Source organism: Shewanella sp. 10N.286.52.E4, from assembly GCF_041468785.1.
Lineage (GTDB): Bacteria > Pseudomonadota > Gammaproteobacteria > Enterobacterales > Shewanellaceae > Shewanella > Shewanella electrodiphila.
Genome location: NZ_JBFRJJ010000019.1, coordinates 97,525 through 121,483, shown reverse-complemented (window position 1 = coordinate 121,483; position 23,959 = coordinate 97,525). Strand labels below are relative to the sequence as shown.

Annotated in this window: 18 protein-coding genes; 13 read left to right on the top strand and 5 right to left on the bottom strand. The window is 41.2% G+C overall.

Features of this window, described 5'->3' with window-relative positions:
* Window positions 1–7: 7 nt before the first annotated feature.
* The 4 genes from AB4153_RS10215 to AB4153_RS10200 all read right to left on the bottom strand — a co-directional run bounded on the left by AB4153_RS10215 (window position 8) and on the right by AB4153_RS10200 (window position 4,163).
* Window positions 8–1,021, bottom strand: coding sequence for a diguanylate cyclase domain-containing protein (locus tag AB4153_RS10215; protein ID WP_229371426.1), 1,014 nt, complete (start codon window positions 1,019–1,021; stop codon window positions 8–10).
* Window positions 1,022–1,309: 288 nt separating this feature from the next.
* Window positions 1,310–2,689: an NAD(P)(+) transhydrogenase (Re/Si-specific) subunit beta gene (locus AB4153_RS10210; RefSeq protein WP_102528213.1), complete on the bottom strand. Its 1,380-nt coding sequence runs from the start codon at window positions 2,687–2,689 to the stop codon at window positions 1,310–1,312.
* A gap of 5 nt (window positions 2,690–2,694) precedes the next feature.
* Window positions 2,695–2,970, bottom strand: a complete 276-nt coding sequence (locus AB4153_RS10205) for an NAD(P) transhydrogenase subunit alpha (RefSeq protein WP_055025191.1) — start codon at window positions 2,968–2,970, stop codon at window positions 2,695–2,697.
* A gap of 5 nt (window positions 2,971–2,975) precedes the next feature.
* Window positions 2,976–4,163: an NAD(P) transhydrogenase subunit alpha gene (locus AB4153_RS10200; protein WP_102528214.1), complete on the bottom strand. Its 1,188-nt coding sequence runs from the start codon at window positions 4,161–4,163 to the stop codon at window positions 2,976–2,978.
* 342 nt (window positions 4,164–4,505) lie between these two features.
* Between AB4153_RS10200 and AB4153_RS10195 the strand changes: the two genes are divergently transcribed.
* The 4 genes from AB4153_RS10195 (at window position 4,506) to AB4153_RS10180 (ending at window position 11,267) form a co-directional block, all read left to right on the top strand.
* The gene (locus AB4153_RS10195) at window positions 4,506–6,290 is read left to right on the top strand and encodes an assimilatory sulfite reductase (NADPH) flavoprotein subunit (RefSeq protein WP_371997288.1); all 1,785 of its coding nucleotides are present in this window, start codon (window positions 4,506–4,508) and stop codon (window positions 6,288–6,290) included.
* 94 nt (window positions 6,291–6,384) lie between these two features.
* Entirely contained in the window at window positions 6,385–8,076 is a 1,692-nt protein-coding gene (cysI, locus tag AB4153_RS10190; protein WP_229371479.1) for an assimilatory sulfite reductase (NADPH) hemoprotein subunit, read from the top strand.
* A gap of 39 nt (window positions 8,077–8,115) precedes the next feature.
* A complete protein-coding gene (locus tag AB4153_RS10185) occupies window positions 8,116–8,856 on the top strand; it encodes a phosphoadenylyl-sulfate reductase (RefSeq protein WP_303515386.1) in 741 nt (246 codons plus the stop codon).
* A gap of 689 nt (window positions 8,857–9,545) precedes the next feature.
* Window positions 9,546–11,267, top strand: a complete 1,722-nt coding sequence (locus AB4153_RS10180) for a hypothetical protein (protein ID WP_371997287.1) — start codon at window positions 9,546–9,548, stop codon at window positions 11,265–11,267.
* 226 nt (window positions 11,268–11,493) lie between these two features.
* Here AB4153_RS10180 and AB4153_RS10175 read toward each other — a convergent pair whose 3' ends face one another.
* The gene (locus AB4153_RS10175; RefSeq protein WP_102528217.1) at window positions 11,494–12,393 is read right to left on the bottom strand and encodes a phospholipase A; all 900 of its coding nucleotides are present in this window, start codon (window positions 12,391–12,393) and stop codon (window positions 11,494–11,496) included.
* 266 nt (window positions 12,394–12,659) lie between these two features.
* Here AB4153_RS10175 and cobA point away from each other — a divergent pair, with 266 nt between their 5' ends.
* The 9 genes from cobA (at window position 12,660) to AB4153_RS10130 (ending at window position 23,948) form a co-directional block, all read left to right on the top strand.
* Window positions 12,660–13,481, top strand: coding sequence for a uroporphyrinogen-III C-methyltransferase (cobA, locus tag AB4153_RS10170; protein WP_371997285.1), 822 nt, complete (start codon window positions 12,660–12,662; stop codon window positions 13,479–13,481).
* Between the two features lie 541 nt (window positions 13,482–14,022).
* Window positions 14,023–15,384, top strand: coding sequence for a Na(+)-translocating NADH-quinone reductase subunit A (locus AB4153_RS10165; RefSeq protein ID WP_371997284.1), 1,362 nt, complete (start codon window positions 14,023–14,025; stop codon window positions 15,382–15,384).
* The gene (locus AB4153_RS10160; RefSeq protein WP_102528220.1) at window positions 15,384–16,601 is read left to right on the top strand and encodes an NADH:ubiquinone reductase (Na(+)-transporting) subunit B; all 1,218 of its coding nucleotides are present in this window, start codon (window positions 15,384–15,386) and stop codon (window positions 16,599–16,601) included. The genes AB4153_RS10165 and AB4153_RS10160 overlap by 1 nt, the downstream gene beginning before the upstream one ends.
* Window positions 16,591–17,361 (top strand): Na(+)-translocating NADH-quinone reductase subunit C, encoded by a 771-nt coding sequence (locus AB4153_RS10155; RefSeq protein WP_229371408.1) that lies wholly within the window; start codon window positions 16,591–16,593, stop codon window positions 17,359–17,361. The genes AB4153_RS10160 and AB4153_RS10155 overlap by 11 nt, the downstream gene beginning before the upstream one ends.
* Window positions 17,361–17,981 carry an NADH:ubiquinone reductase (Na(+)-transporting) subunit D gene (locus AB4153_RS10150; RefSeq protein WP_102528222.1) on the top strand — a complete coding sequence of 207 codons (621 nt, stop codon included), beginning with the start codon at window positions 17,361–17,363 and terminating at the stop codon, window positions 17,979–17,981. Before AB4153_RS10155 ends, AB4153_RS10150 begins: the two co-directional genes overlap by 1 nt.
* A gap of 5 nt (window positions 17,982–17,986) precedes the next feature.
* Window positions 17,987–18,595, top strand: a complete 609-nt coding sequence (gene nqrE, locus AB4153_RS10145; RefSeq protein ID WP_248955527.1) for an NADH:ubiquinone reductase (Na(+)-transporting) subunit E — start codon at window positions 17,987–17,989, stop codon at window positions 18,593–18,595.
* 76 nt (window positions 18,596–18,671) lie between these two features.
* The gene (nqrF, locus tag AB4153_RS10140) at window positions 18,672–19,889 is read left to right on the top strand and encodes an NADH:ubiquinone reductase (Na(+)-transporting) subunit F (RefSeq protein ID WP_229371406.1); all 1,218 of its coding nucleotides are present in this window, start codon (window positions 18,672–18,674) and stop codon (window positions 19,887–19,889) included.
* 377 nt (window positions 19,890–20,266) lie between these two features.
* Window positions 20,267–21,472: an amino acid permease gene (locus AB4153_RS10135; RefSeq protein ID WP_102528224.1), complete on the top strand. Its 1,206-nt coding sequence runs from the start codon at window positions 20,267–20,269 to the stop codon at window positions 21,470–21,472.
* Window positions 21,473–21,791: 319 nt separating this feature from the next.
* Window positions 21,792–23,948: a S46 family peptidase gene (locus tag AB4153_RS10130; protein WP_371997283.1), complete on the top strand. Its 2,157-nt coding sequence runs from the start codon at window positions 21,792–21,794 to the stop codon at window positions 23,946–23,948.
* Window positions 23,949–23,959 lie beyond the last annotated feature (11 nt).

The following is a 23,959-nucleotide window of genomic DNA, read 5'->3' as shown; positions in this document are numbered from 1 at the left end:
TTGCAGCTTAGCGGATGATTTGCGAAATGCTTTTTGGTTGTTGCCAAAAAGAGTAATTATGTTTCCCTGCTTGTTTGATCCCATACATGGCATTATCTGCTTGCTCGCAAACTTCAACAAAAAGATCTTTGCTAGTAAAACAGCTTATGCCAATACTGAGTCCAAGGGCGATATTTTTATCATCAATGGTTTGTGTTTGTTTAAAGTGACTGACCAGTGAACCTGCTAAAACACTTATTAATTTATACTCAGATATCGTGGTAATAATGACAAATTCATCACCACCAATTCTCGCAATCTTAGTTTTACTTTTGGGAAGTAAAGTCTCTGAGTAGTGCTGCAATACTTGGCTGATTTCAATAAGTGTTAAATCACCAAAACGATGACCAAAACGATCATTAACAGATTTAAAATTATCGACATCTATAAAGAGTAATGTACCAGAGTCAAACTTTGAGCTGCGTTGAAAGTCTTTGTAAACTTTCTCTGCTGCAGTGCGATTTAATAAGTCTGTTAATGGATCTCGATGTGCGAGTCGTGCTAAATCTAATTGGTAGCGCTTTTCTTGGGTGATATCGATGTGGGTTCCGAGAATTTTTAGCGGAGTACCATCTGTTGCATACTCAACTATCCTGCCGCGATCTGAGACCCAACGGGTACTGCCATCTTTATGGATCATTCGGTGCACTGCTTGATAAACATCTTCTTGCCCATTAACGTGATCTTCAAATGCTTTAATGACCCAATCTTTATCTTCAGGGTGGAGGCTATTTTTCCAACTTTGCATATTGGCTGAATATTCTTCGCGGGTGTAACCTAACAATGAGCCCCATTCTTGATTATAAATACACAAGTCGCCTGTGGGCACATCTTGTTCCCACAAACACAACCCAGTGCCATCCAATGTTGCAGATAGCTGTTGCTGGATCTGTTTATTTTTTTGCTTTAGTGATTCATTTTCACTTTTAAGCTGAGCAATTTGTGCAGTTAGTGCTTCAATTTGAGAAGCGTTGATATCCATATTCGTCAATCATCCGAGTCATTAGGAAAAATAAACCAGCTAACATTTGTACGATTTTTAGACTTAATAGTCAATTATCATGACAATAGTCTAAATATTATCCATTAGAAAGCGTGAAAGATAAGGGAATGACGACAACCTGTCATTTAATGAAACTATTTTTTGTTCGATAAATGAACATGATGAAAATTAATCAGCTTGTTTAGCGAGTTATCGACAAGAAAAAAGGCCGCTTAGCGGCCTTTTCTATGAATATTGAGCATCAAGAGCGGATCAAGAGTGCATCAATTATTCAGCTTCTTTCAAGCTTTGTGTCAGTTCAACAATACCTTTTTTACCATCGCCGAATAACATTAATGTGTTATCCATGGCAAATAATGGGTTAGGCAAGCCTGCAAAACCTGGGCTTAAAGAACGTTTAATGACTACAACGGTTCTGGCTTTATCAACGTTCAGAATCGGCATGCCGTAAATTGGGCTACCTTTATCTTCACGTGCCATTGGGTTAGTAACATCATTCGCGCCAATCACAATCGCCACGTCAGTTTGCTCGAACTGTGGATTAATTTCATCCATTTCAATTAACTGCTCGTATGGCACTTCAGCTTCTGCAAGTAGTACGTTCATGTGGCCAGGCATACGGCCTGCTACAGGGTGAATTGCATACTTAACGTCAGTACCGCGGCTCTGTAATACGTTGGCAAGTTCACGTACGGCATGTTGAGCCTGAGCCATTGCTAAACCATAACCAGGTACAATCACAACGCGCTCAGCCGTTTCGAGCATCATGGCGATTTCATCTGGTGATGTTGATTTCACTTTACCAGCATATACTTCATCAGCATCAATCTTCTCGCCGCCTTCGGCCATCACACCGAATAACACATTAAACAGTGAGCGGTTCATTGCTTTACACATGATTTGCGTCAAGATAATACCTGAAGCGCCTACCAAAGAACCTGAAACAATCAGCACAGTATTGCCTGTGATGAAACCCGTCGTTGCGGCTGCGATACCTGAATATGAGTTAAGTAATGCAATCACAACTGGCATGTCTGCGCCGCCAATGGGCACTACAAGTAGTACACCTAACACCACCGCTACAGCCACTAAGGCATACATTAAGTTGGTGTTGGTTGGATCCATGACCATCGCAATCGCAAGCGCAATTGCACTGATTAATAGAATCGCATTTAACGGTTTGTTGCCGGGTACTTTAATCGGGTTACCCGAGATAAGCTCCTGCAGTTTAGCGAAAGCAACAAATGAGCCTGATAACGTGACAGAACCGATAATGATAGTGGCACCGATAGAGATAAGTGCTACTGCATTGGTTGCTGCTGCAGGATCAAGGAAGCTTGCAGCGGCAATTGCCAGTGAAGCACCGCCACCAAAACCATTCAGTAATGCCACCATTTGCGGCATGTCGGTGACTTTGATTTTTGTCGCCATCACGGCACCGATAGTACCACCCAGTAACACACCTGCGATGATCCACTCGTAGCTAAGAATGCTTTGATCAAACAAGGTCACGACAACAGCAATGAACATGCCCATCGCAGATAGTTGGTTGCCACGAACCGCAGTACGCGGTTTTGTAAGCCCTTTAATACCTAGAATAAATAAGACTGCGGCAACAAGGTAAGCTAAATAAATAAATGTTGTCATTGAGTCTATTTCCTTTTAAACATGGCTAGCATGCGGTTAGTTACCATGTAACCGCCCACCACGTTGATGGTGGCAAGCACTACAGCAATAAAGCCAAGTACGTTAACCATAATACCTGCGCCAGAGCCAGCTGATAATAATGCGCCAACTAGCGAAATACCTGAAATCGCATTTGAACCCGACATTAGCGGTGTGTGAAGCGTAGGAGGAACTTTAGTAATCAGTTCAACGCCTAAAAATACTGCAACAACAAAAAGTGTCAGTAATAGTAATAAGGTCATATCCATTAGGCTGTCTCCTCTGATGGGGTTTCAGGTGTCGCCAAAGGTGCTAAACCCAGTAAGTCACGAAGACGGGCACTACTAACATCATTACCATGAGCTACAACAGTATCGCTGACGATTTCATCTTCAAAATCAAGTACTAGCTCACCTTCTTTAGTGATAAGTAGGTTAAGTAGGTTTTCAACATTTTTACCGTACATTTGGCTGGCATGGTTTGCAGCAGTGCTGGGTACATTTGAAGGGCCTAAAATCATCACTCCATTATGCATAATGACTTCATCTACTTGAGTTAACTCACAGTTACCGCCACTTTCAGCGGCTAAATCAACAATGATTGTGCCGCTTTTCATGCCATCAACCATTTCTTTAGTGATAAGCACTGGTGCTTTACGACCCGGGATAGCCGCAGTGGTAATGACAATGTCTTGTTGCGCTAACACATTCGCCATAGCTTGTTGCTGACGTTTCAAAAAGTCATCACTTTGCTCAGCAGCGTAGCCACCTTTGGTTTCAGTATTTTCAGCTTCAATATCCAGCTCAACAGGTTTGGCGCCGACTGAAATAATTTGTTCGCGAGCAGCAGGGCGGATGTCATAAGCTTCAACAACAGCGCCTAACCGCTTTGCTGTTGCACAAGCTTGAAGGCCTGCAACACCGACACCCATGATAAAGGCACGAGTCGGTTTTAATGTACCGGCAGCAGTCATCATCATTGGGAACAAGCGCGGGGCTTTGTGCGCGGCAAGTAATACGGCTTTATAGCCAGAAATGGTTGCCATTGACGATAAGACATCCATGCTTTGAGCACGAGTGATACGCGGGATCAATTCAAGCGCAATTGCACTGCCGCCAGTGTTGGCGATTGCCTGGGCATTTTGAGGATTAACTAACGGATCCATCATCCCTATAACCAATTGATGTGGTTTCAAAACAGCTTGAATTTCATCAAATTGATCACCCTTACAGTTTACCACTGTAATGATATCGGCTTCAGTGAGTAGAGCTTCTCGTGAAGAAGCTATTGTGGCCCCAACTTTGACGTAATCGTCATCGGTGAAACCTGCTTGTAGTCCAGCGCCTGATTCTACGATCACTTGTAGCTGTTTTTTCATTAAAATGGTCACATTAGCAGGGATTAGCGCAACGCGTTGCTCACCTGGGTGACTCTCTTTCGGTAGACCTAATTTCAAAAGGACAACCTCTTAGTTATATGTAGGGAAGGGTCGGGTCGTTTTAGTATTTCGAGTTGCCTGAACAGCAGCCATTACGACTTTTGATTATTCACACAACTTTAGTACCATTTTTATAAAGTGCATCATTCTGGCAACTCTTAAGTTTGATACAAGTAAAGAATGAGCTAAATCTCATTTTTACCGAGGTCTGACCTAAAAGTTTGCGCTACACCACACTTTTGTAGCTTAAAAAACCGCCTTTGCATATTCCTTAATGGAATAAAAAAGTAATTTTTATTATTTTTTGGTTGTAAGCATTAGGAGTAGTCTGTTGACATTAAACTGTTATAAGGCCATCTAATGTTGTTAAAAGAACTTTCTTCATTCGCTTCGCCATTGTCTCAAGGACAAGTCGACAAGCTAAAACAGCTCACTTCAGAGTTATCTGCAACACAATTAGCTTGGGTTAGTGGCTATTTAGCGGCAACCTCAAATCAAGGTCAAATTGCCTCAGCGCCAGAAACTGCAGCAGCGCAAACAGTGACGATTTTATTTGGTAGCCAAACAGGTAACGGTAAAGCGATTGCTAAATCACTTACGGCGCAAGCAACGGCAAAAGGATTCGCTGTCAATTTAGCCTCAATGGCCGATTATAATGTTCGCCAATTGAAGCAAGAAACAATCCTAATCGCTGTCGTCAGTACCCATGGTGAAGGTGAAGCGCCTGATGATGCCATTGAGTTACATAAGTTTCTTGCATCAAAAAGAGCGCCTAAGCTCGACGCACTTAACTTCTCTGTATTAGCGCTTGGCGATACGAGCTATGAGTTCTTCTGTCAAACCGGAAAAGATTTCAGTGAACGTTTAACGGCGTTAGGTGCAAAACAATTACTACCTATCGTTGAGTGTGACGTTGACTACGAAGAGGCGGCTGAAAGCTGGCAAGAGCAAGTACTAGAAGCTGTTGAGCCTTTAGTGCAAGCAAGTGGCGCGAGCGTAGTGTCAATCGACACTGCTAAAGCAACTTCAGAAAGCGAGTTCACTAAACAGCAACCTTACGAAGCTGAAATCTTACTTAGCCAAAAATTAACTGGTCGTGATTCTGATCGTGATGTTCGTCATGTAGAGATTGATTTAGGCGAATCAGGCATTAGCTATGAAGTAGGTGATGCATTAGGTATTTGGTTTACGAATAGCTCAGGCTTAGTCAATGAAGTGATTGCTGTTTTATCTTTGGATGCGAACACAGAAGTTAAGGTTGGCAAGCATACATTCTCTCTTGAGCAGGCCTTACTAGAAAAGAAAGAACTGACACAGCTTTATCCGGGCTTAGTAACAGCTTGGGCTGAACTTGCTGCTAACGATGAGTTAACTGCAATCGCTGCAGATAAAGAGCAAACTCGTCAATTTGTACTGGGTCATCAATTAGCTGACTTAATTAGTTTATATCCGGTCACTATTGATGCCGCTAAATTAGTTGAGCTGTTAAGACCGCTGACTCCACGTTTATATTCTATCGCTTCAAGCCAAGCTGAAGTTGAGAATGAAGTGCACTTAACCGTTGCATTAGTTGAAGATGAGCGAGCTGGTCAAGCAAGATTTGGCGGTGCTTCACATTTCTTAGCATCAGCTGAAGAAGGCCAATTAGTGAAGGTGTATGTTGAGCCTAATAAGCATTTCCGTTTACCTGAAAATAATGACACGCCAGTTATTATGGTTGGTCCTGGTACAGGCGTTGCGCCATTTAGAGCATTCATGCAGCAACGTGCAGTAGATGGGGTTAATAGTGACAGCTGGTTATTCTTCGGTAACCCTCATTTTGAACAAGACTTCTTATATCAAGTCGAGTGGCAGCAATACCTAAAATCTGGCGATTTATCTCGTTTAGATGTCGCTTTCTCACGGGATCAAGAACATAAAGTTTATGTGCAGCATCGTATCGCCGAGCAAGGCGAGTCTATTTGGCAATGGCTACAAAATGGCGCGCATTTTTACATTTGTGGTGATGCAGAGCGGATGGCGAAAGATGTCCATCAAGCACTGATTAATGTTGCTGTTGAGTTTGGCGGATTAGATGAAGCTGGTGCTGAAAGCTATTTAGAAGACTTACGCAGTGCTAAACGTTACCAAAAAGACGTTTACTAAATACAGATTATCGCAGTCTTCAACAAGACAATAAGAATAAAGCAGCGTTGGTGAATAGAGTCGCCAGCGCAGCAAGTATTAAAGAGGCCACATGATGAGTGAGCAAAAGTTAGCAGTAAATGAATATCTAAAAACCGACAGTGATTATCTGCGCGGTTCGATCAAAGAAGGCTTAGACACTCAAGTCACTGGATCGTTTAGTGATGGCGATCAGCAATTGATCAAGTTTCATGGTTTTTATCAGCAAGACGATCGTGATTTACGTAACGAGCGTAAAGAGCAAAAGCTAGAGCCATTGTATAGCTTCATGCTTCGTGCTCGTGTTCCTGGTGGGATTTGTTCGCCTGAGCAATGGCTTGATGTCGATAAGATTTCATCAACATTAACGACTTCTAACAGTATTCGTTTAACGACTCGTCAAACGTTTCAATATCACGGTATTCCAAAACGTAACCTGAAAACCTTGATCCAAGGGTTAGATAGAGCGGCACTAGATTCTATTGCTGCTTGTGGTGATGTAAACCGAAACGTGATGTGTAACCCAAACCCAATTGAGTCTACATTGCACCAACAGGCTTATGCAGTAGCAAAAGAGTTGTCAGATCATTTACTGCCACATACCCGCGCCTATGCTGAAATTTGGTTGGATGAAGAAAAGCTATTAGACACCGAAACCAATGAGCCTGTTTATGGCAAAACCTACTTGCCTCGTAAGTTTAAAATGGCAGTTGCAGTACCGCCAGATAATGATGTTGATGTCTATACCAATGACCTTGGTTTTGTCGCCATTGAAGAAGCTGGAGAATTAGTCGGCTTTAACTTGGTTGCTGGTGGTGGTATGGGGTCAACTCACGGTGAAGTTGAGACTTTCCCGCGTTTAGCTGATGACTTTGGCTTTATTAAAACCGCAGATGTGATTAAGTTTGCAGAAGCTGTAATGACTGTTCAGCGTGATTGGGGCAACCGTGTTAACCGTAAGCGTTCACGTTTAAAGTACACGATTGTTGATCATGGCGTCGCAGAATTTAAAGCGGAAGTTGAAAAACGTGCAGGAGTGAATTTTGAGCCGAAGCGTGATGCGGTTATTGGAGATCGCGGTGATAGATATGGTTGGGTAAAAGGTGTCGATAATAAATGGCATCTGACGTTATTTATCGAAAGTGGCCGTATTAAAGATGAGCAAGGTCAAACACTGCAAACTGGTCTTCGTGAAATCGCCAAAATCCATAAAGGCGATTTCAGAATGACATCAAATCAGAACATGATTATTGCTGGTGTTGCTGAAGAAGATAAAGCTGCTATTGAAGATCTTGCTCGCCAACATGGATTTTTTGGCAAGTTAATTAGCCAGACTCGTGGCCATTCGATTGCTTGTGTTGCTTTGCCGACATGTCCACTTGCGATGGCTGAAGCGGAGCGTTATTTCCCTGAGTTTATTGATCATATTGATGCGCTGCAAACTAAGCATGGTATTAGCGAACAAGCCATCGTTGTGCGTATGACTGGCTGTCCTAATGGTTGTGCTAGACCATTTGCCGCGGAAATTGGCTTAGTGGGTAAAGCGCCTGGGCGTTATAACTTGTATTTAGGCGCAAGCTTTGAAGGTACGCGTTTAAATAAAATGTACAAAGAAAACATTCAAGAGGCGGAAATACTCGCTGAGCTTGATAACCTGTTTGGTTTGTACGTACAAGAGCGTGATGCTGGTGAGACCTTTGGTAACTTCACAGTACGACATGGTATTGTCAAAGCAGTGAATGATGCTGCGAAAGATTTTCATGGTTAAGGCGTTATTTTCCTGCGCTTTACCAGTGAGGGTAAGAATATGATTGAGCAAAATGAGTTATTAGCGTTGTTAACAGCGCCTAAATCTGAGCAGGCGATTGTGCTCGAGAAAGTTAATCAATTCTTGTCAGGTTTAACTGCACAAGAAAGGGTGACATGGGGATTAGCTTATTTACCCGGCGAGCATGCACTATCATCGAGTTTCGGTATTCAAGCTGCTGTTATGCTGCATTTAGTCAGTCAGGCACAAGCAGATATTCCGGTTATTTTGACTGATACAGGGTATTTATTTCCTGAGACATATCAGTTTATCGATCAATTAACTGAGCGATTAAATCTAAACCTTAAAGTGTACAAAGCGGAGCAATCTTCAGCTTGGCAAGAAGCACTTTTTGGTAAGTTATGGGAAAAAGATCTTGAGGGCTTAGAGCAATATAACCGCATCAATAAAGTTGAACCGATGCAACGAGCCTTGAATGAGTTAAATGTTGGGACTTGGTTTGCTGGTCTTCGCCGGAGTCAGGCAAGTACTCGTGAAGCTTTGCCAATTTTAGCGATTCACGGTGATCGGTTTAAGTTATTGCCAATTATTGAGTGGACTAATAAAGATGTGCATGAGTACCTCACTCTGCATGATTTGCCTTACCATCCTTTATGGGAACAAGGGTATGTCTCTGTCGGTGATACTCACTCTAGTAAACCCCTAGAGCTTGGAATGAGCGAAGAAGATACTCGCTTTAATGGCATGAAGCGTGAGTGTGGACTGCACTACGAAATCTAGGTTTATCAATAGTTAAAATATCAGCTAAGGCTGATATTTTTATATTGTACTCACTATTATTTAACTGTCATTGAGCTATCGTATTTGTGTCACTTATTAACGTTATCATAGTGCTGCTGGATATAGTGAGTCGGCTTAGTGGTTTGTTGATGTGCATAATCGAACAAATGTTTACTCTGTACTTTTACAACCTATGACTGATTTTTGATGTTGAGACATTTTTTACCAACAATTTATCCACAAAAATATGCACAAGTTAATTTTATAGTCTAAATTGAGAAGTTCCCGTAGATGGTTTTTGTCGACACTTTAGGTTTGTGATTGCAAACCCTGTACCTCCAAAAGCCTTGCTCGTTAACACGAGCTTCCTAAGATTGGCTTGCTAGCGTAAGTACAATCTATTTAGGTTTCTCGGTTAGTTACTTTATGGTGACTAACCGAGAAATCGCTCCCTTAATTCATTTCTTGCCCTTAACCTTAACTTCCGCTGACCATCTCTGTAAAAAACCAAGCCTATTTACCGTTTTTATATGATCCAAAAATAAAAAAATGCTAGGTTATTGCGAAACTTATTAAAAATTGAACCCTGCTCGGTAGGCTGTTCGATGACAATATCAATACTTAATCCAATAACTCTCAAGGAAGAGTGACTTGTTTTAATTTACATGTGATTTATGGAGCAAAAAATAATGAAAAAACTCGCAATTGCAGCAGCGGTTATCGCTGTTGGTGCTGGCGCGTATGTGCTGTCTGGTAAAGATGGCGGTACATCATCTAACAACGAACTTCTTGAGTATATACCTGCTGATACATTATTGTTTTCTGGGCAATTAACCCCATTTCCGCTAGAAGATTACTTGTACTCCATGCCAATGGGCGTGAACAGTAAACTATCTTTAGAACAAATTGAGCAAGCGGGCCCATTCGGTTCAGAACAAGAGCGCTTTTTTGTTAGCTTATATAAAAGCTATTTAATGAGCTTTGAAAACCCTGGCGTATTTTTAAAGACATTTGGCTTACCATCACACATTGAATCATACACTTATACTCTAGGTGCTTTACCTGTGTTCAAGGTTCAAATTGAAGATGAAAATGCAATTTGGTCCTTATTGGATAAAGCATCTGATGAAAGCGGCTTAGTACACAAAGCAGAGTCGATAAAAGGCCAAGATTACCGAGCTTATTCATTGATTGATGAAGATGAATCTATCGATATGGTATTTTCGCAAAAAGAGGGCTGGTTAACCGTCACCTTAAATACTTCATTTAATAAGCCTGAACTGCTTGAAACAGCACTGGGCTTAACCAAGGTTGAAAACCCAATTAGCGATTCAGGCATGCTTGAAGAGATAGCATCAACTCATGGCTTCTTGAAAGACAGTATTAGTTTTATCAATCACGTTGAATTGGTCAATGGCCTAACGTCTAGTGATGGTAATATGCTCGCTAAACAACTGACTAAACTGGTTCAAATGGAAGGCTCTGGTGAGGATCCTTTCGCTGAATTCAAAACGTCAGAATGTAAGGCTGAATTCAATTCTATCGCGGCTAATTGGCCACGTTCTGTGATGGGGCTTAAATCGTTTTCAGTTGACAGAAAAGAAACTAATTTTGATGCTGAAATCGTGATTGAATCAAATAACCAAGTTATTTTAGGTGCATTGACTAAAATGCGCGGTTTTATTCCAAGTTTTAGCCAAAACATCAATGACAATGTTGCTTCTTTAGCCTTTGGTATGGATGTGATGCAACTGGCACCGGCTTTATCTGAAATTTGGAAAGACTTACAAACACCGAGTTATCAATGTGAAGCATTAGCCCAAATGCAATACGGGGTAAGTGAACAAAACCCTGCTATGCTGGGGATGATGACAGGCATGGCTAACGGCGTTAAAGGGATCAGCGCAACGATTGTTGATTTCTCATTAACTGACGAAAACGGTGAGCCAGGCTTTAAGCATTTAGATGCGCTTATTAGCTTATCTGCAGACGACCCTGAAATGCTGCTAAATATGGTACGTCCTTTTGTACCGCAATTGGCTAATATTCAGTTAGAGAAAAATGGCGGTGCAATTGATGTGAGCCCTTATTTAATGTTACCACCAGAAATGGGCGTGACTGCTCAAATGGCGATGAAAGATAATCACTTGGTTATCTTTAGTGGTGACAAAGGTGAAGCATTAGCAGATAAACTAGCTACAGAGAAGTTAGAGGCGAATGGCTTAAATAGTGTCGCTTTAGACTACCAAAAGCTACTTACGCCAGTGTTTTCTTTGATAGAAGAAAGTGGTGAGCCGATACCTGAAGAGCTAGCAATGCTTAAAGATTACGATATGCGTATGCAATTTGGTCTTGATGTCACAGCTAAAGGTATTTCTATCTCGACCAAAGCCAACAGCAAAGCTAAATAGGTTATTAATCTCGAAGATCAAAAAAGGTGAGCCTAGTGGTTCACCTTTTTTATTGTTGTTGCTTAAGTCATTGTAGGCTAATGCTAGTGCTGAACTGTTATCACAGAGCAATCATTTATCACAGAGCAATCATTTATCACAGAGCAATCATAGCAGAGCTTTTATCACAGAATTGTCGTGCTCAACCTATCCAAATCCTACCAAAGCTTCTAGCGCTAGCTAAACATTATAAAATGTCGTTTATTGAAACCCCAATACCGATACGTTGGTTGTGATGGTTATAATCAATCATGCTTTCGCCATAGCCATTAAAGTATTGCGTATATAAGCGCAAGTTACCTAATATTGGATAACTCCAAGTAAATTCTATTGAGCCTTTATTTGGACTTTCGAGATTATTACGTCCCATCATTGTAAAGCGGTGCTCGCCTAAACCGTATACAGCCTTCAGTTCAAAGTTGCCCATATAGTCTTCAATGTCTGGATTATCATCACCATCAGGAGATGTCGGTGTTTCTTTTTCATCTTCAGGTATCCGATACCAAGCTTTAAAAGCTAATGCGAACGGTCCTCGATCGAATACCATCTCACCATAAATTCGATTCCAGCTGCGGGATAAACTGCCAGACTTACCATTAGATTGATGAACAGCACCAAAGCCCCAGAACGAGTTTCGAAGCCCTGCTATTTCCCAATCATTATTAAACAGCATAAATATTTCGGGTTCGTGGTTAGTTTCTCTAAAAGGAGAAGAGATGTCTTTATTGTATACCTGCCAATAGGATTGATTGGTATAGGCAAAGAAAAGGTGGCCATTATCACCAAACACATTGTACCAAAGGGGGAACTTGAAGCTAATTTGAAATTTTGCTTCAGCATTATCTACCTGTTCATCACTCCCTTCATTTCCCGTTTTAAAATCGATGTATGGCTCTGAATTCGGATTATCATTGTAGGTATAAGGCAGAATATAGTTCACCTTATGGGGCGTAATGACGAAACTTTTATCTGAAGTTTCTACTTCACTTTGGATTCTTTCATCAACTAAAGAATCCTCACCGCTGGCATTGAAACTTGCGAAAGCAAATAAGTAAAAGATGAATGGCAGACAGAGTGACTTGGACATTTAACCCTCTTTAATCTCTATATTTTTTGACAGGTTATCATTGCGATAACAAAGGTGAAACAAAATCTGCGATTAAAATGTATTTAGATGCAGATGTCATACTAGGTCTATATGAAGGTGAGTTTATGTTGTTGAGATAAACATAAAGCAAGTGATAACGCGACTCTATATAACTAAAAAGAATAAAAGCTAAGTTTTATCTATTATATATGGAATATGTAAACCGTTATATTTAGCCTTAATTGAATAAAGTGGGGTTAAAGGTAATGGCGTTAGTTTCAATACCAGGTCAGCAGGCTAAAGGAAAAGTATGGTTAGTTGGCGCAGGCCCTGGCGATGTTGAATTACTGACTTTAAAAGCCTATCGAGTGCTTAAGAACGCTGATGCAGTCTTGTATGACGCACTGGTCAGCCAAGACATTCTTGATCTCATTCCACAACATGCAGAGAAGATTGCTGTTGGCAAGCGTGCAGGTAAGCACAGTGCAGCACAAGATGAAATCAATCAACTACTCGTGACTAAAGCCTATACCCGTAAAAATGTAGTGCGCTTAAAAGGTGGCGATCCATTTATTTTTGGCCGTGGCGGTGAAGAGTTACAAACATTGGTTGAAAGCGATGTTAAATTCGAGGTTGTACCCGGTATCACAGCAGCAAGTGGCACTTCAGCTTATGCAGGGATCCCATTAACCCATCGAGATTACGCTCAAGGGGTTTCTTTTATTACAGGGCATTGCCAAATTGAAAGTCGCCCTATGGACTGGCAAGGTTACGCTAATTCGAATAATACGTTAGTGGTTTATATGGGTATTTTAAATGCCAATATCATTAGTGAAGGTTTAATCAGTCATGGGCGCTGCCCTGATACGCCAGTGGCGATAGTGTCAAAGGCAACGACATCATCACAGCAGCGTTTTATTGGCAAGTTAAGTGAGTTGTCTCAACTCGCTGCAGATCCAGCGTTAAAAATGCCAGCTTTGATGATCATTGGCGAAGTGGTTCAACTTGCAGATTCTTTAAACTGGTTTAACCCAGTTGAAAGAGCGCAATCGCAAATACATTCTGAAATTACCGCTTTAGGGCTGTGATTTATATATTTACAATATATATCAAACTGTTGAACCATCATCAGTGAATTGAGAATAATCAAAACATTAATCGATCTATTGATTTTAGCGATAAGTAATCTATCTGGGACTAAATCCATATTGATGATTACAATTGCGGTAAAAAGGCTGAATGACTATTTCAGTCTTTTTTTTACTTATTTTTTGCGAATAGGGATTATTTTTAACAACAACTGGTAAACTTAACCCGTAAATAACATCCTCATTTGTTTTTTCATGTAATTGTCATTCAGATTCTGTTGAGTTTACTGTGATCTCAGTCTATGTTATTTGATAGTATCTTGTGCTAGGTAAGCGTTATTTGCTTAATTATCCCTCTTTTTACGACGTGTTAAACTTTCGAAAATGAAATTTAATATCGGATGTAGTTCAAAATTACAAGCGTGAAGCAATTTTTGCCGTACATTTATTTCACATTTGTTTTAAAGGTGTGACTTCAATAGCGGATTTAGCTCACAGAATTATTTATTATGTGCTATCTGAATTTTAAAGGTTACAAGTAATGGCTGGATCCTCAAATCAGGTTATAACTATTAAACGAGGCCTCGATGTGCCTATTGCGGGTCAACCGCAACAAAGCATTGAATCTGCTAAACAAACCTCTCGTGTTGCTATTCTTGGCGAAGAATATGTTGGGCTTAAACCGACAATGCTTGTTGAAGAAGGTGAGATGGTCAAAAAGGGTCAAGCTCTTTTTGAAGACAAGAAAACACCTGGCGTGCTATTTACAGCACCAGCAAGCGGTGAGGTAATAGCAATAAATCGCGGTGAGAAACGCGTGTTATTGTCAGTTGTTATTCGTTGTGAAGGTGATGAATCCCTCTCTTTTGAATCGTCAGAAGATGTGATGTCATTAACGCGCGATGCGGTAAAAGCTAATCTTGTAAAAAGCGGTTTGTGGACAGCGCTTCGTACTCGACCGTTTTCTCGCATCCCTGCGATTGAAACTGTGCCTACGGCGATTTTCGTTACGGCAATGGATACCAATCCACTTGCTGCCGATCCTCGAATTATCATTGCTGAGCAGCAACAGGCCTTTAATGTCGGCATGCAGGCGTTAACCCGTTTAACCGATGGTAAAGTGATGTTGTGCCATGATGAGGGTGATAGTTTACCCGGTCATGATTTACCACAAGTTGAATCGCATCAATTTGGCGGCGTACACCCAGCGGGTCTTGTTGGTACGCATATTCATTTATTACATCCAGTTAATATCGAAAAAGTGGTTTGGCATATTGGCTATCAAGATGTGATTGCGTTTGGAAAGCTATTTCAAACTGGTGAATTATTTAATCAAAGAGTGATTTCTTTAGCTGGCCCTAATGTGCTTAAACCACGCTTGGTTCGCACGCAAATGGGGGGCGACTTAAGTGAATTGGTTGAAAGTGAACTCAAAGACATTCAATCACGGGTTGTTTCTGGTTCAGTGTTGTCTGGTCATACAGCGATAGGTGTATATAACTACCTTGGTCGTTACCATTCTCAAGTTTGTGTGCTTACTGAAAATGCACGTCATGAACTTCTGCCTTGGGTACGACGCAACAAAGAAAAGTTTTCGCTAACCGGCATTATGATGTCTGGTTTTAGCCGTACTAAAAAGTTATTCGATTTTACTACTCATGCAGGTGGTTCACCGCGGGCAATGATGGCGTTTGGTCAATTAGCCCGTGTAATGCCATTAGACATTTTACCGACCTTATTGGTAAGAGACTTAGTGGTTCGAGATACCGATGAAGCGCAGTTACTGGGCGCACTAGAGCTAGATGAAGAAGATTTAGCTTTATGTACCTTTGTTTGCCCAGGTAAATATGATTTTGGTAAAGAATTACGTGCTTGCCTAGATATCATCGAGAGGGAAGGTTAATGAGTCAGCAACAGAACAAACCGGGTAAGCAAGAGCGTTATTACGCTCACGGTCACTCGATGAAAAGCTACTTGCGCTCTTTATGGATCGCACGTGGTCGCAGTACTAAAGGTAAAGTGCATGTTCGTGATGCCATTGATGTTAAGCGTACCATGCACATTGTTGGCATGTGTTTATTGCCAGTATTGTTTTTCGGAATGTATAACCTAGGTTTACAAGCGCAAGTTGCTATAGCTGCTGGCGCAACTCAGCCTGAAAGTTGGCAGTTAGCCATTTTTAGCGCCTTATTCGGTCAGTTAACTGACCAATCAGGTTTAGTCAGCTTATTTGCCTATGGCGCAAGTTATTATGTGCCGATTTATCTCGCCACATTGATTGTGTGTTTATTTTGGGAAGTGATTTTTGCCAAGATGAGAAAGCAAGAGTTGCATGAAGGCTTTTTTATCACCGCATTACTGTTCTCAATCATAGTGCCAGTTTCAACCCCGTTATGGATTATTGCTGTTGGCGTGAGCTTTGGTGTCATAGTCGCCAAAGAGATGTTTGGCGGCATGGGTTATAACTTCTTAAACCCTGCGCTTGCAGGTTACGCCTTTATTTATTTTGCTTATCCAACTGAAGTGGCGGCAATTAGTCAGTTTGTTGCAGTGGATGGTTTTGCGGGTGCGACCACCTTGACTGAAGCTGCTGCCAGTCGCGCAAATCTCTATGCAGATGTGAGTTGGCTTGGCGCATTATCTGACCCTAAATGGATGGATGCCTTTTTAGGCTTCACTCCAGGTTCAATTGGTGAAACCAGTACCTTGGCTATCCTAATTGGTGGCGGCGTATTGTTATTAACTCGAGTTGCTGATTGGCGAGTGGTTGCTGGCGTTTTGTTAGGCATGATTGCTACGGCTATCTTGTTTAACTTATTTGGCCCTGCCAAGAACTCAATTGCTGCAATGCCTTGGACTTGGCACCTTGTTACTGGTGGTTTTGCCTTGGGTATGATGTTCATGGCGACAGATCCTGTTACCGCTTCTTATACTCGAAATGCGAAATATGCCTATGGTGCATTGATTGGGTTTATGACGGTGTTAATTCGAGTGCTGAACGTGAAATTACCTGAGGGCATAATGTTGGCGATTTTATTTGCCAATTTATGGGCTCCGCTATTCGATTATCTGGTGGCTCGCGCCAACATTAAACGGAGACTAAAACGTCATGGCCTTTAAGAAAGATACTGTCGCAGGCACGATGATATTTATCATCAGCCTGAGTTTAGTTTGTTCGTTTATGATCACCGGTACCGTTGAAATTCTTAAAGAACGTAAACTGGTTAAAAAGCGTGATGAGGTACAGCAGTTTGTACTTCGCGCCGCTAATGTTGATATTAGCGCTGGTGACTTCCGAGAATTATTTACTGAGCGTGTGACGCCGAAAATGGTGAACCTAGAATCAGGAGAGTTTGTTGCCCAAGAGAACTTACTGGATCTCGATGAGCGCATGGCGGCCATTAATCCAGAAACCTCATCAAAACCTAAAAAAGATACCGCGAAGATTAAAACTCGTGCTAATGACATCCGTATTTTCGAAGTACGTGATGAGAGTGGTCAGCTTACCAGTGTGGTAATGCCGATTTACGGTAAAGGTTTATGGTCAATGATATATGGTTACTTGGCGGTAAAACCTGATCTAAATACGGTAGAAAATATCATTTTCTATGAGCACGGTGAAACGCCTGGTATTGCTGATTTCGTCACGGATTCTGAATGGACTGACTTATGGAAAGGTAAGCAGTTATTTGATGAAAAAGGCAATATTGCGATTAAAGTTGTTAAAGGCGGCGCCAAAGAGGGCGATGTTCACGGTGTAGATGGAGTGAGTGGCGCAACCAGAACAGGTGTTGGTATTCAACGCGCTGTTGAATTCTGGTTTGGTGTTGAAGGTTATCAACCTTTTCTTAAGCAATTTGCTGTTACGGAGGCTAAATAATGAGTAGTGCAGTTTCTACAAAGCAGATCTTAACCTCGCCTATCTTTGCTAATAATCCAGTCGCGATGCAAGTGCTTGGTGTGTGTTCTGCACTGGCTGTTAGTAACTCAATGCAAACGGCATTAGTGATGACATTGGCGGTGACGTTTGTATTGGTCATGTCGAATTTAATCATTTCGACGATTCGTAACTTCATCCCTAACAGTGTACGAATTATTGCGCAAATGACTGTGATTGCTTCACTGGTGATTATCGTTGATATGGTGTTACAAGACGTGGCTTACGAACTTTCAAAGCAGTTATCTGTGTTTGTGAGTTTGATTATCACCAACTGTATCATCATGGGGCGAGCAGAAGCTTTCGCGATGAAATATCCTCCGCATCTGGCATTAGTTGATGCGTTAGGAAATGCCATGGGTTACGGCGTGATATTGCTTGGTGTGGCATTTGTGCGTGAGCTATTAGGTCGCGGTACTTTGTTTGGCCATGAAATATTTACCACTATTGAAAACGGTGGTTGGTATCTTGCAAACGAAATGTTCACCTTACCGCCAAGTGCGTTCTTCTTGATCGGCGTGATGATTTGGGCGATCAATGTTGTGCAGCGTAAGAGAGGATAATGGCGATGGAACATTATATTAATTTATTTATTCAAGCTGCGTTTATCGACAATATGGCGCTGTCATTCTTCTTAGGTATGTGTACGTTCCTTGCGGTATCTAAAAAGGTATCAACGTCTTTTGGTTTAGGTATTGCCGTTATCGTAGTGATGATGCTCGCTGTGCCTTTGAATCAAATTATCTATGTAAATGTACTCGCGCCTGGCGCGCTAGCTTGGGCTGGATTTCCAGAATTAAATCTAAGCTACTTGCAGCTTATTACCTTTATTGGGGTGATTGCTGCCTTGGTGCAAATTTTGGAAATGTTTCTTGAACGTTATATTCCAACTCTGTACCAGTCCTTAGGTATTTTCTTGCCACTATTAACCGTTAACTGTGCAATTTTTGCAGGGGTTATTTTTATGGCAAACCGTGACTATAACCTAGTTGAGTCGATGGTCTTTGCTGGTGGTAGTGCTGTGGGGTGGGCAATGGCGATTATTCTGTTAGCAGGTCTTCGTGAGCGGATGAAGTTTCATGCTATTCCGCTGGGCTTACAGGGGATCGGTATAACCTTTATAACGACTGGTTTAATGGCGCTGGGTTTCATGTCTTTCGCTGGTATTACCTTATAGTGTGGTGCTTAAAAATGACAATGCAATCGAATATGAATTCTCTGAGTGATGACAAATTGTTGAGAAGGTACATTTAATGGAAATGGCAATTGGCATAGGCATGTTTACCATAGTGGTAAGCTTGCTGGTAATGGTAATTTTATTCGCCAAAAGTAAATTGGTGAATACCGGTGATGTCACCATTGGAATTAATGGTGAAGCGGATAAAAGTGTGCGTACGCCTGCAGGGGATAAACTGCTTGGTGCACTTGCAGGTAACAGTATTTTCATTCCATCAGCCTGTGGTGGTGGTGGAACCTGTGGTCAGTGTCGTGTGACAGTTAAATCTGGTGGCGGCGATATTTTAGCGACTGAGCTTGACCACATTACCAAAAAAGAAGCAAAAGAAGGTTGTCGTTTAGCTTGTCAGGTTGCCGTTAGAACGGATATGGAACTTGAAGTTGACGAAGAAATCTTTGGGGTTAAAAAGTGGCAATGTGAGGTTATTTCAAATAATAACCAAGCGACATTTATTAAAGAGCTGTTGCTTAAAGTGCCTGAAGGTGAAGAGGTTCATTTTAAAGCGGGTGGCTATATCCAAATTGAAGCACCTGCACATGAAGTGAAATACGCTGATTTTGATATTCCTGAACAGTATCGCGATGACTGGGAACGGTTTGAATTATTTAATCTAGTTTCTACGGTTAGTGAAGATGTCTTACGTGCTTACTCAATGGCAAATTACCCTGATGAAAAAGGGACAATTATGCTCAACGTGCGTATTGCAACACCACCAACCAACGATTTACCGCCAGGGCAAATGTCATCGTATATTTTTAACTTGAAATCGGGCGACAAAGTGACGATTTCAGGCCCCTTCGGTGAGTTCTTTGTTAAAGAAACTGAAGCTGAAATGGTATTCATTGGCGGTGGTGCTGGTATGGCGCCAATGCGTTCACATATCTTCGACCAACTTAAAAGCAAGCAAACCAAACGTAAAATGTCATTTTGGTATGGTGCTCGCTCTGCTAGAGAGATTTTTTACCAAGAAGATTTTGACATGCTTGCTGCAGAAAATGACAACTTTGTCTGGCATGTGGCGTTATCAGATCCCTTACCTGAAGATAACTGGCAAGGCTATACAGGTTTTATTCATACTGTATTGCTTGAAAATTATCTTAAAGATCATAAAGCGCCAGAAGATTGTGAGTTTTACATGTGTGGCCCTCCAATCATGAACTCCTCAGTGATCAGCATGCTTGAAAGTTTAGGTGTTGAAGAGGAAAACATCTTACTTGATGATTTTGGTGACTAGCCTGAAATAGACAAGTTTTGATTGAATCAATATTATTAAAGCTGAAACTGAGGTTTCGGCTTTTTTTATGCTTGTTTATTTCGAGTAAACGATTAGGCTATAACATTCATATCGTCACTCTTCCTTCCTATCGCTGCCATTTTCTGGATAATAATTAATGTAGTGTTGTAATGCTACGCCATTGCAAAATTGTTGCGTTAAAGTTTTTAATAAATTGTTGCGTAATTGTTTATTAACGGGCTTGTAAGCCTTTATCTCTCTATACCTATTGCTTGTTACAAGAAGCATCTGATACTGTCAAATGAGTAGCATGAATCATTAATAAGACTTCAGCTGCGCAATATAATAACGACCAATAATTAAATGGGACTCATGTTTTGAATTTAAAAATGCTTGGCTCAATAGCCATTGTGGCTGGAACTGCGATTGGTGGGGGCATGCTAGCTTTACCCCTTGCGACAGCAGCATTAGGTATTATGCCAGCAATTTTGTTGCTGGTGGTGATTTGGGGATTATCAGCTTACACCTCATTACTGATGTTAGAGATTAATTTACGTGCAGGTGTTGGTGACAACGTGCATGGCATTACGGGTAAAACATTAGGTAAAGTAGGCCAACTGATCCAAGGTGCATCCTTTCTAAGTTTATTATTTGCACTGACGATGGTGTATTTAATGGGCGGTTCTTCATTACTTGAATCCCGCTTAGAGCCGTTACTAGGCGTAGACTTAAATAATCAAATTTCAGTATTACTATTTACGCTGTTTTTTGGCGGCATTATCGCCGTGGGCGTCAAGTGGATTGATAAAGTCTCGCGAGTCCTTTTTACCGCTATGGTGGTGTTATTAGTATTAGTGGTAGCTTTCTTATTACCTGAAGTTAATATTGTTGCCTCGTTAACTAACTTCTCAGCTAATGTTGCTGAAGGCGATAAGCTGGATCAATTATGGCTGGCAGCAATTCCAGTGGTGTTTACGTCATTTGGTTTCCACGTGTGTATTGCTACCATCGTTAGATACCTTGATGGTGACGCAGTGTCACTGAGAAAGATCCTATTAATAGGTTCGACTATTCCGCTATTTTGCTACATCTTATGGTTACTTGTTACCCTTGGTACACTGGGCGGCGAAACCGTTCATGGCTTTGCAGGTTCATTGCCTGAGTTAGTCAGTGCGCTGCAAGCTGTGGCTCAGTCAGCTATCGTGAGCCAGTTTATTGATTTATTCGCAAATCTTGCACTGATCACTTCTTTCTTAGGTGTGACCATGAGCTTATTTGACTATGTTGCAGAATTAACCCGTGCAAGAGATGATGCTGCTGGTCGTGCTAAAACCTGGTTGATTACCTTTGTACCACCATTACTTTGTGCACTGTATTACCCTGATGGCTTTTTCCAAGTACTAGGATTTGCAGCAATACCGTTAGTCGTTATGATTATTTTCTTGCCAATTGCGATGGCGCTAAAACAACGTAAAGCGCAAATGGGCGGTTATGAAGTGAGTGGTGGTAACTTTGCTATGGGTGTTGCTGGTATCTTGGGTGCGCTGATTGTTTTAGCTCAGCTAATGGTGGCATTAGGCTAATTTTTCAAAAGTTACTTCAAAAGTTACTTCAAAAGCGACTTTAAAAAGTGGATATTATTGAAAGTAATGCAACAAGAATGTAACGGAGTTTTACAACCACTGTTCTTAACTTCTTTCGATATGATAAAGTCAGGCTATATGCCTGACTTTTTTATGTGTTAAATACGCAAAGTGTTTAACAAGCACAAAGGACAGAAGAGCTTTATATCATCTGTCATTTCAATAATTGTGCTGCAGTTTATAGGCGTAAAAGAATAATAAACCTGAAATCAGGTTAATAAGCTAGATGTGCACTCACTTATAAAATGGAATTATTACAATGAAAACATGGTTATTAAGCGCCGCAATCGTGGCCTCATTTGCTGCACAAGCAGATGAAGGGATGTGGCAGCCTTATCAACTCCCAGCAATGGCTGATGAGTTAAAAGCAAAAGGGCTAGAGATTGATGTTAAATCGATATCTAAATTGACAGAATACCCAATGAACGCAGTGATTAGCTTGGGCGGTTGTACTGCATCATTTGTTTCTCCCAAAGGGTTAGTTGTCACTAACCATCATTGTGCTTATGGCTCAATTCAGTACAACTCAACCCCAGAAAAGAACTTATTAAAAGATGGTTTCTTAGCAAAAACCTATGCAGACGAATTACCTGCAACGCCTGGTTCACGCATCTTTGTAACAGAAGAAGTGACTGATGTAACTGATCAAGTTAAATCTGGCGAAATGAATAAAGTGGGTAACGATTTTTATAAAGGGATTGAGCAAAAAGAGAAAGCCCTTGTAGCTGAGTGTGAAGCTGAAGATGGTTACCGTTGTAAGGTCTATAGTTTCCACGGTGGACTTGAGTATTACTTAGTTAAACAAATGGAAATTCGTGATGTTCGCTTAACCTATAATCCAGCTGCGAGCGTGGGTAAATATGGTGGTGATATTGATAACTGGATGTGGCCGCGCCATACCGGTGATTTCTCATTCTACCGCGCTTATGTGGGTAAAGATGGCAAACCTGCAGATTTCAGTAAAGACAACGTGCCTTATGAGCCAAAAAGCTTTTTAAAAGTATCAGCTAAAGGTGTGAGTGACGGTGATTTTGTGATGGTAGCAGGCTATCCAGGTCGTACAAACCGTTACCGCACAGCTAACGAAGTAGAAAATCAGTTTGAATGGGCTTACCCAGAAGGGAAAGTACTACGTGAACGTTTAATTGAAATCATCAAAGAAACCGCGCCAGAAGGCAGTGACGATCGCATTAAGTATGAAAGTGCTATTGCAGGTTTAGCGAACTACGCTAAAAACTTTACTTCAATGATTGAGTTTTATGGCAAATCGCCAATGCTTGAAGAGCGTAAGGGCTTGGAGAAAAAACTGGCTAATTGGATTAAAGCTGATAAGAAGCGTCAATCGCAGTATGGTGAGACTTTAGCTGAACTTGATAAGTTGATCGCTAAAGAGCAACAAGGTCAAGAGCGTGACGTGCTGATGAGCTATATGGGCTATAGCAGCATGATGAGTACAGCGGGTCGTTTATACCGTCTTGCAAATGAAAAAACCTTGCCAGATATGGATCGCGAACCAGGCTATCAAGAACGTGATATGACTAATTTCACTTCAGGAATGGAGCGTATTGAGCGTCGTTATGCCCCTAGTGTGGATAAAGCCATCCTTGCAGATTTGATTAAACGATATGCAGCATTGCCTAGCGAATACCGTCTAGCAGCTTTTGATAAAGCATTTGCAATCGGTCAGCCATTTGATGAAGCTAAATTCACTAAGCACCTTGATAACATGTACGCTAAAACTACGTTATCTGACAAAGAAACGCGCTTAGCGTGGATGGATAAGTCGGTTGCTGAATTTAAGAAGTCAAAAGATCCATTCATTCAATATGCTGTTAGTACGTATGATGAAAGAATGCAGCGTGAGCTAGATAATAAGCAGCTTGCTGGTGATTTAATGAAAGTACGCCCACAGTATATGGATGCGATTATCGCTTACAACCGTGAACTTGATAAGCCTGTATATGCTGATGCTAACTCAAGTTTACGTGTCACCATTGGTAATGTGAAAGGTTATAGTCCACAAGATGGATTAGTGGCGGTTCCTTTTACTCGTTTAGAAGGCATTGTTGCGAAAGATACTGGTGTCGAGCCTTTTAACTCTCCAGCTAAACAGCTTGAGTTAATTAACCAAAAGCAATACGGCAATTACTATGTTAAATCTCTAGATTCTGTACCGGTTAACTTCTTATCAACTCTTGATACAACCGGTGGTAATTCTGGTTCACCTACCTTAAATGGTCGAGCTGAACTGGTGGGGTTACTATTTGATGGTGTTTACGAGAGTATTATTGGTGATTGGGGTTACGATCCTGAGACAAACCGTTCAATTCAAGTGGACAGCCGTTACATGTTATGGGTTATGAAATACTTAGATAACGCTGATAACTTACTTGAAGAGATGGAAATCGTTAAGTAGAAGGTTCATAC

Coding starts and splice junctions, on each gene's coding strand:
- AB4153_RS10195 (WP_371997288.1), top strand. CDS start 4,506: ATGTTGTTAAAAGAACTTTCTTCATTCGCTTCGCCATTGTCTCAAGGA.
- AB4153_RS10155 (WP_229371408.1), top strand. CDS start 16,591: ATGGCCTTTAAGAAAGATACTGTCGCAGGCACGATGATATTTATCATC.
- AB4153_RS10180 (WP_371997287.1), top strand. CDS start 9,546: ATGAAAAAACTCGCAATTGCAGCAGCGGTTATCGCTGTTGGTGCTGGC.
- AB4153_RS10175 (WP_102528217.1), bottom strand. CDS start 12,393: ATGTCCAAGTCACTCTGTCTGCCATTCATCTTTTACTTATTTGCTTTC.
- AB4153_RS10210 (WP_102528213.1), bottom strand. CDS start 2,689: ATGACAACATTTATTTATTTAGCTTACCTTGTTGCCGCAGTCTTATTT.
- AB4153_RS10165 (WP_371997284.1), top strand. CDS start 14,023: ATGGCTGGATCCTCAAATCAGGTTATAACTATTAAACGAGGCCTCGAT.
- nqrF (WP_229371406.1), top strand. CDS start 18,672: ATGGAAATGGCAATTGGCATAGGCATGTTTACCATAGTGGTAAGCTTG.
- AB4153_RS10150 (WP_102528222.1), top strand. CDS start 17,361: ATGAGTAGTGCAGTTTCTACAAAGCAGATCTTAACCTCGCCTATCTTT.
- AB4153_RS10185 (WP_303515386.1), top strand. CDS start 8,116: ATGATTGAGCAAAATGAGTTATTAGCGTTGTTAACAGCGCCTAAATCT.
- nqrE (WP_248955527.1), top strand. CDS start 17,987: ATGGAACATTATATTAATTTATTTATTCAAGCTGCGTTTATCGACAAT.
- cobA (WP_371997285.1), top strand. CDS start 12,660: ATGGCGTTAGTTTCAATACCAGGTCAGCAGGCTAAAGGAAAAGTATGG.
- AB4153_RS10215 (WP_229371426.1), bottom strand. CDS start 1,021: ATGGATATCAACGCTTCTCAAATTGAAGCACTAACTGCACAAATTGCT.
- AB4153_RS10205 (WP_055025191.1), bottom strand. CDS start 2,970: ATGACCTTATTACTATTACTGACACTTTTTGTTGTTGCAGTATTTTTA.
- cysI (WP_229371479.1), top strand. CDS start 6,385: ATGAGTGAGCAAAAGTTAGCAGTAAATGAATATCTAAAAACCGACAGT.
- AB4153_RS10130 (WP_371997283.1), top strand. CDS start 21,792: ATGAAAACATGGTTATTAAGCGCCGCAATCGTGGCCTCATTTGCTGCA.
- AB4153_RS10160 (WP_102528220.1), top strand. CDS start 15,384: ATGAGTCAGCAACAGAACAAACCGGGTAAGCAAGAGCGTTATTACGCT.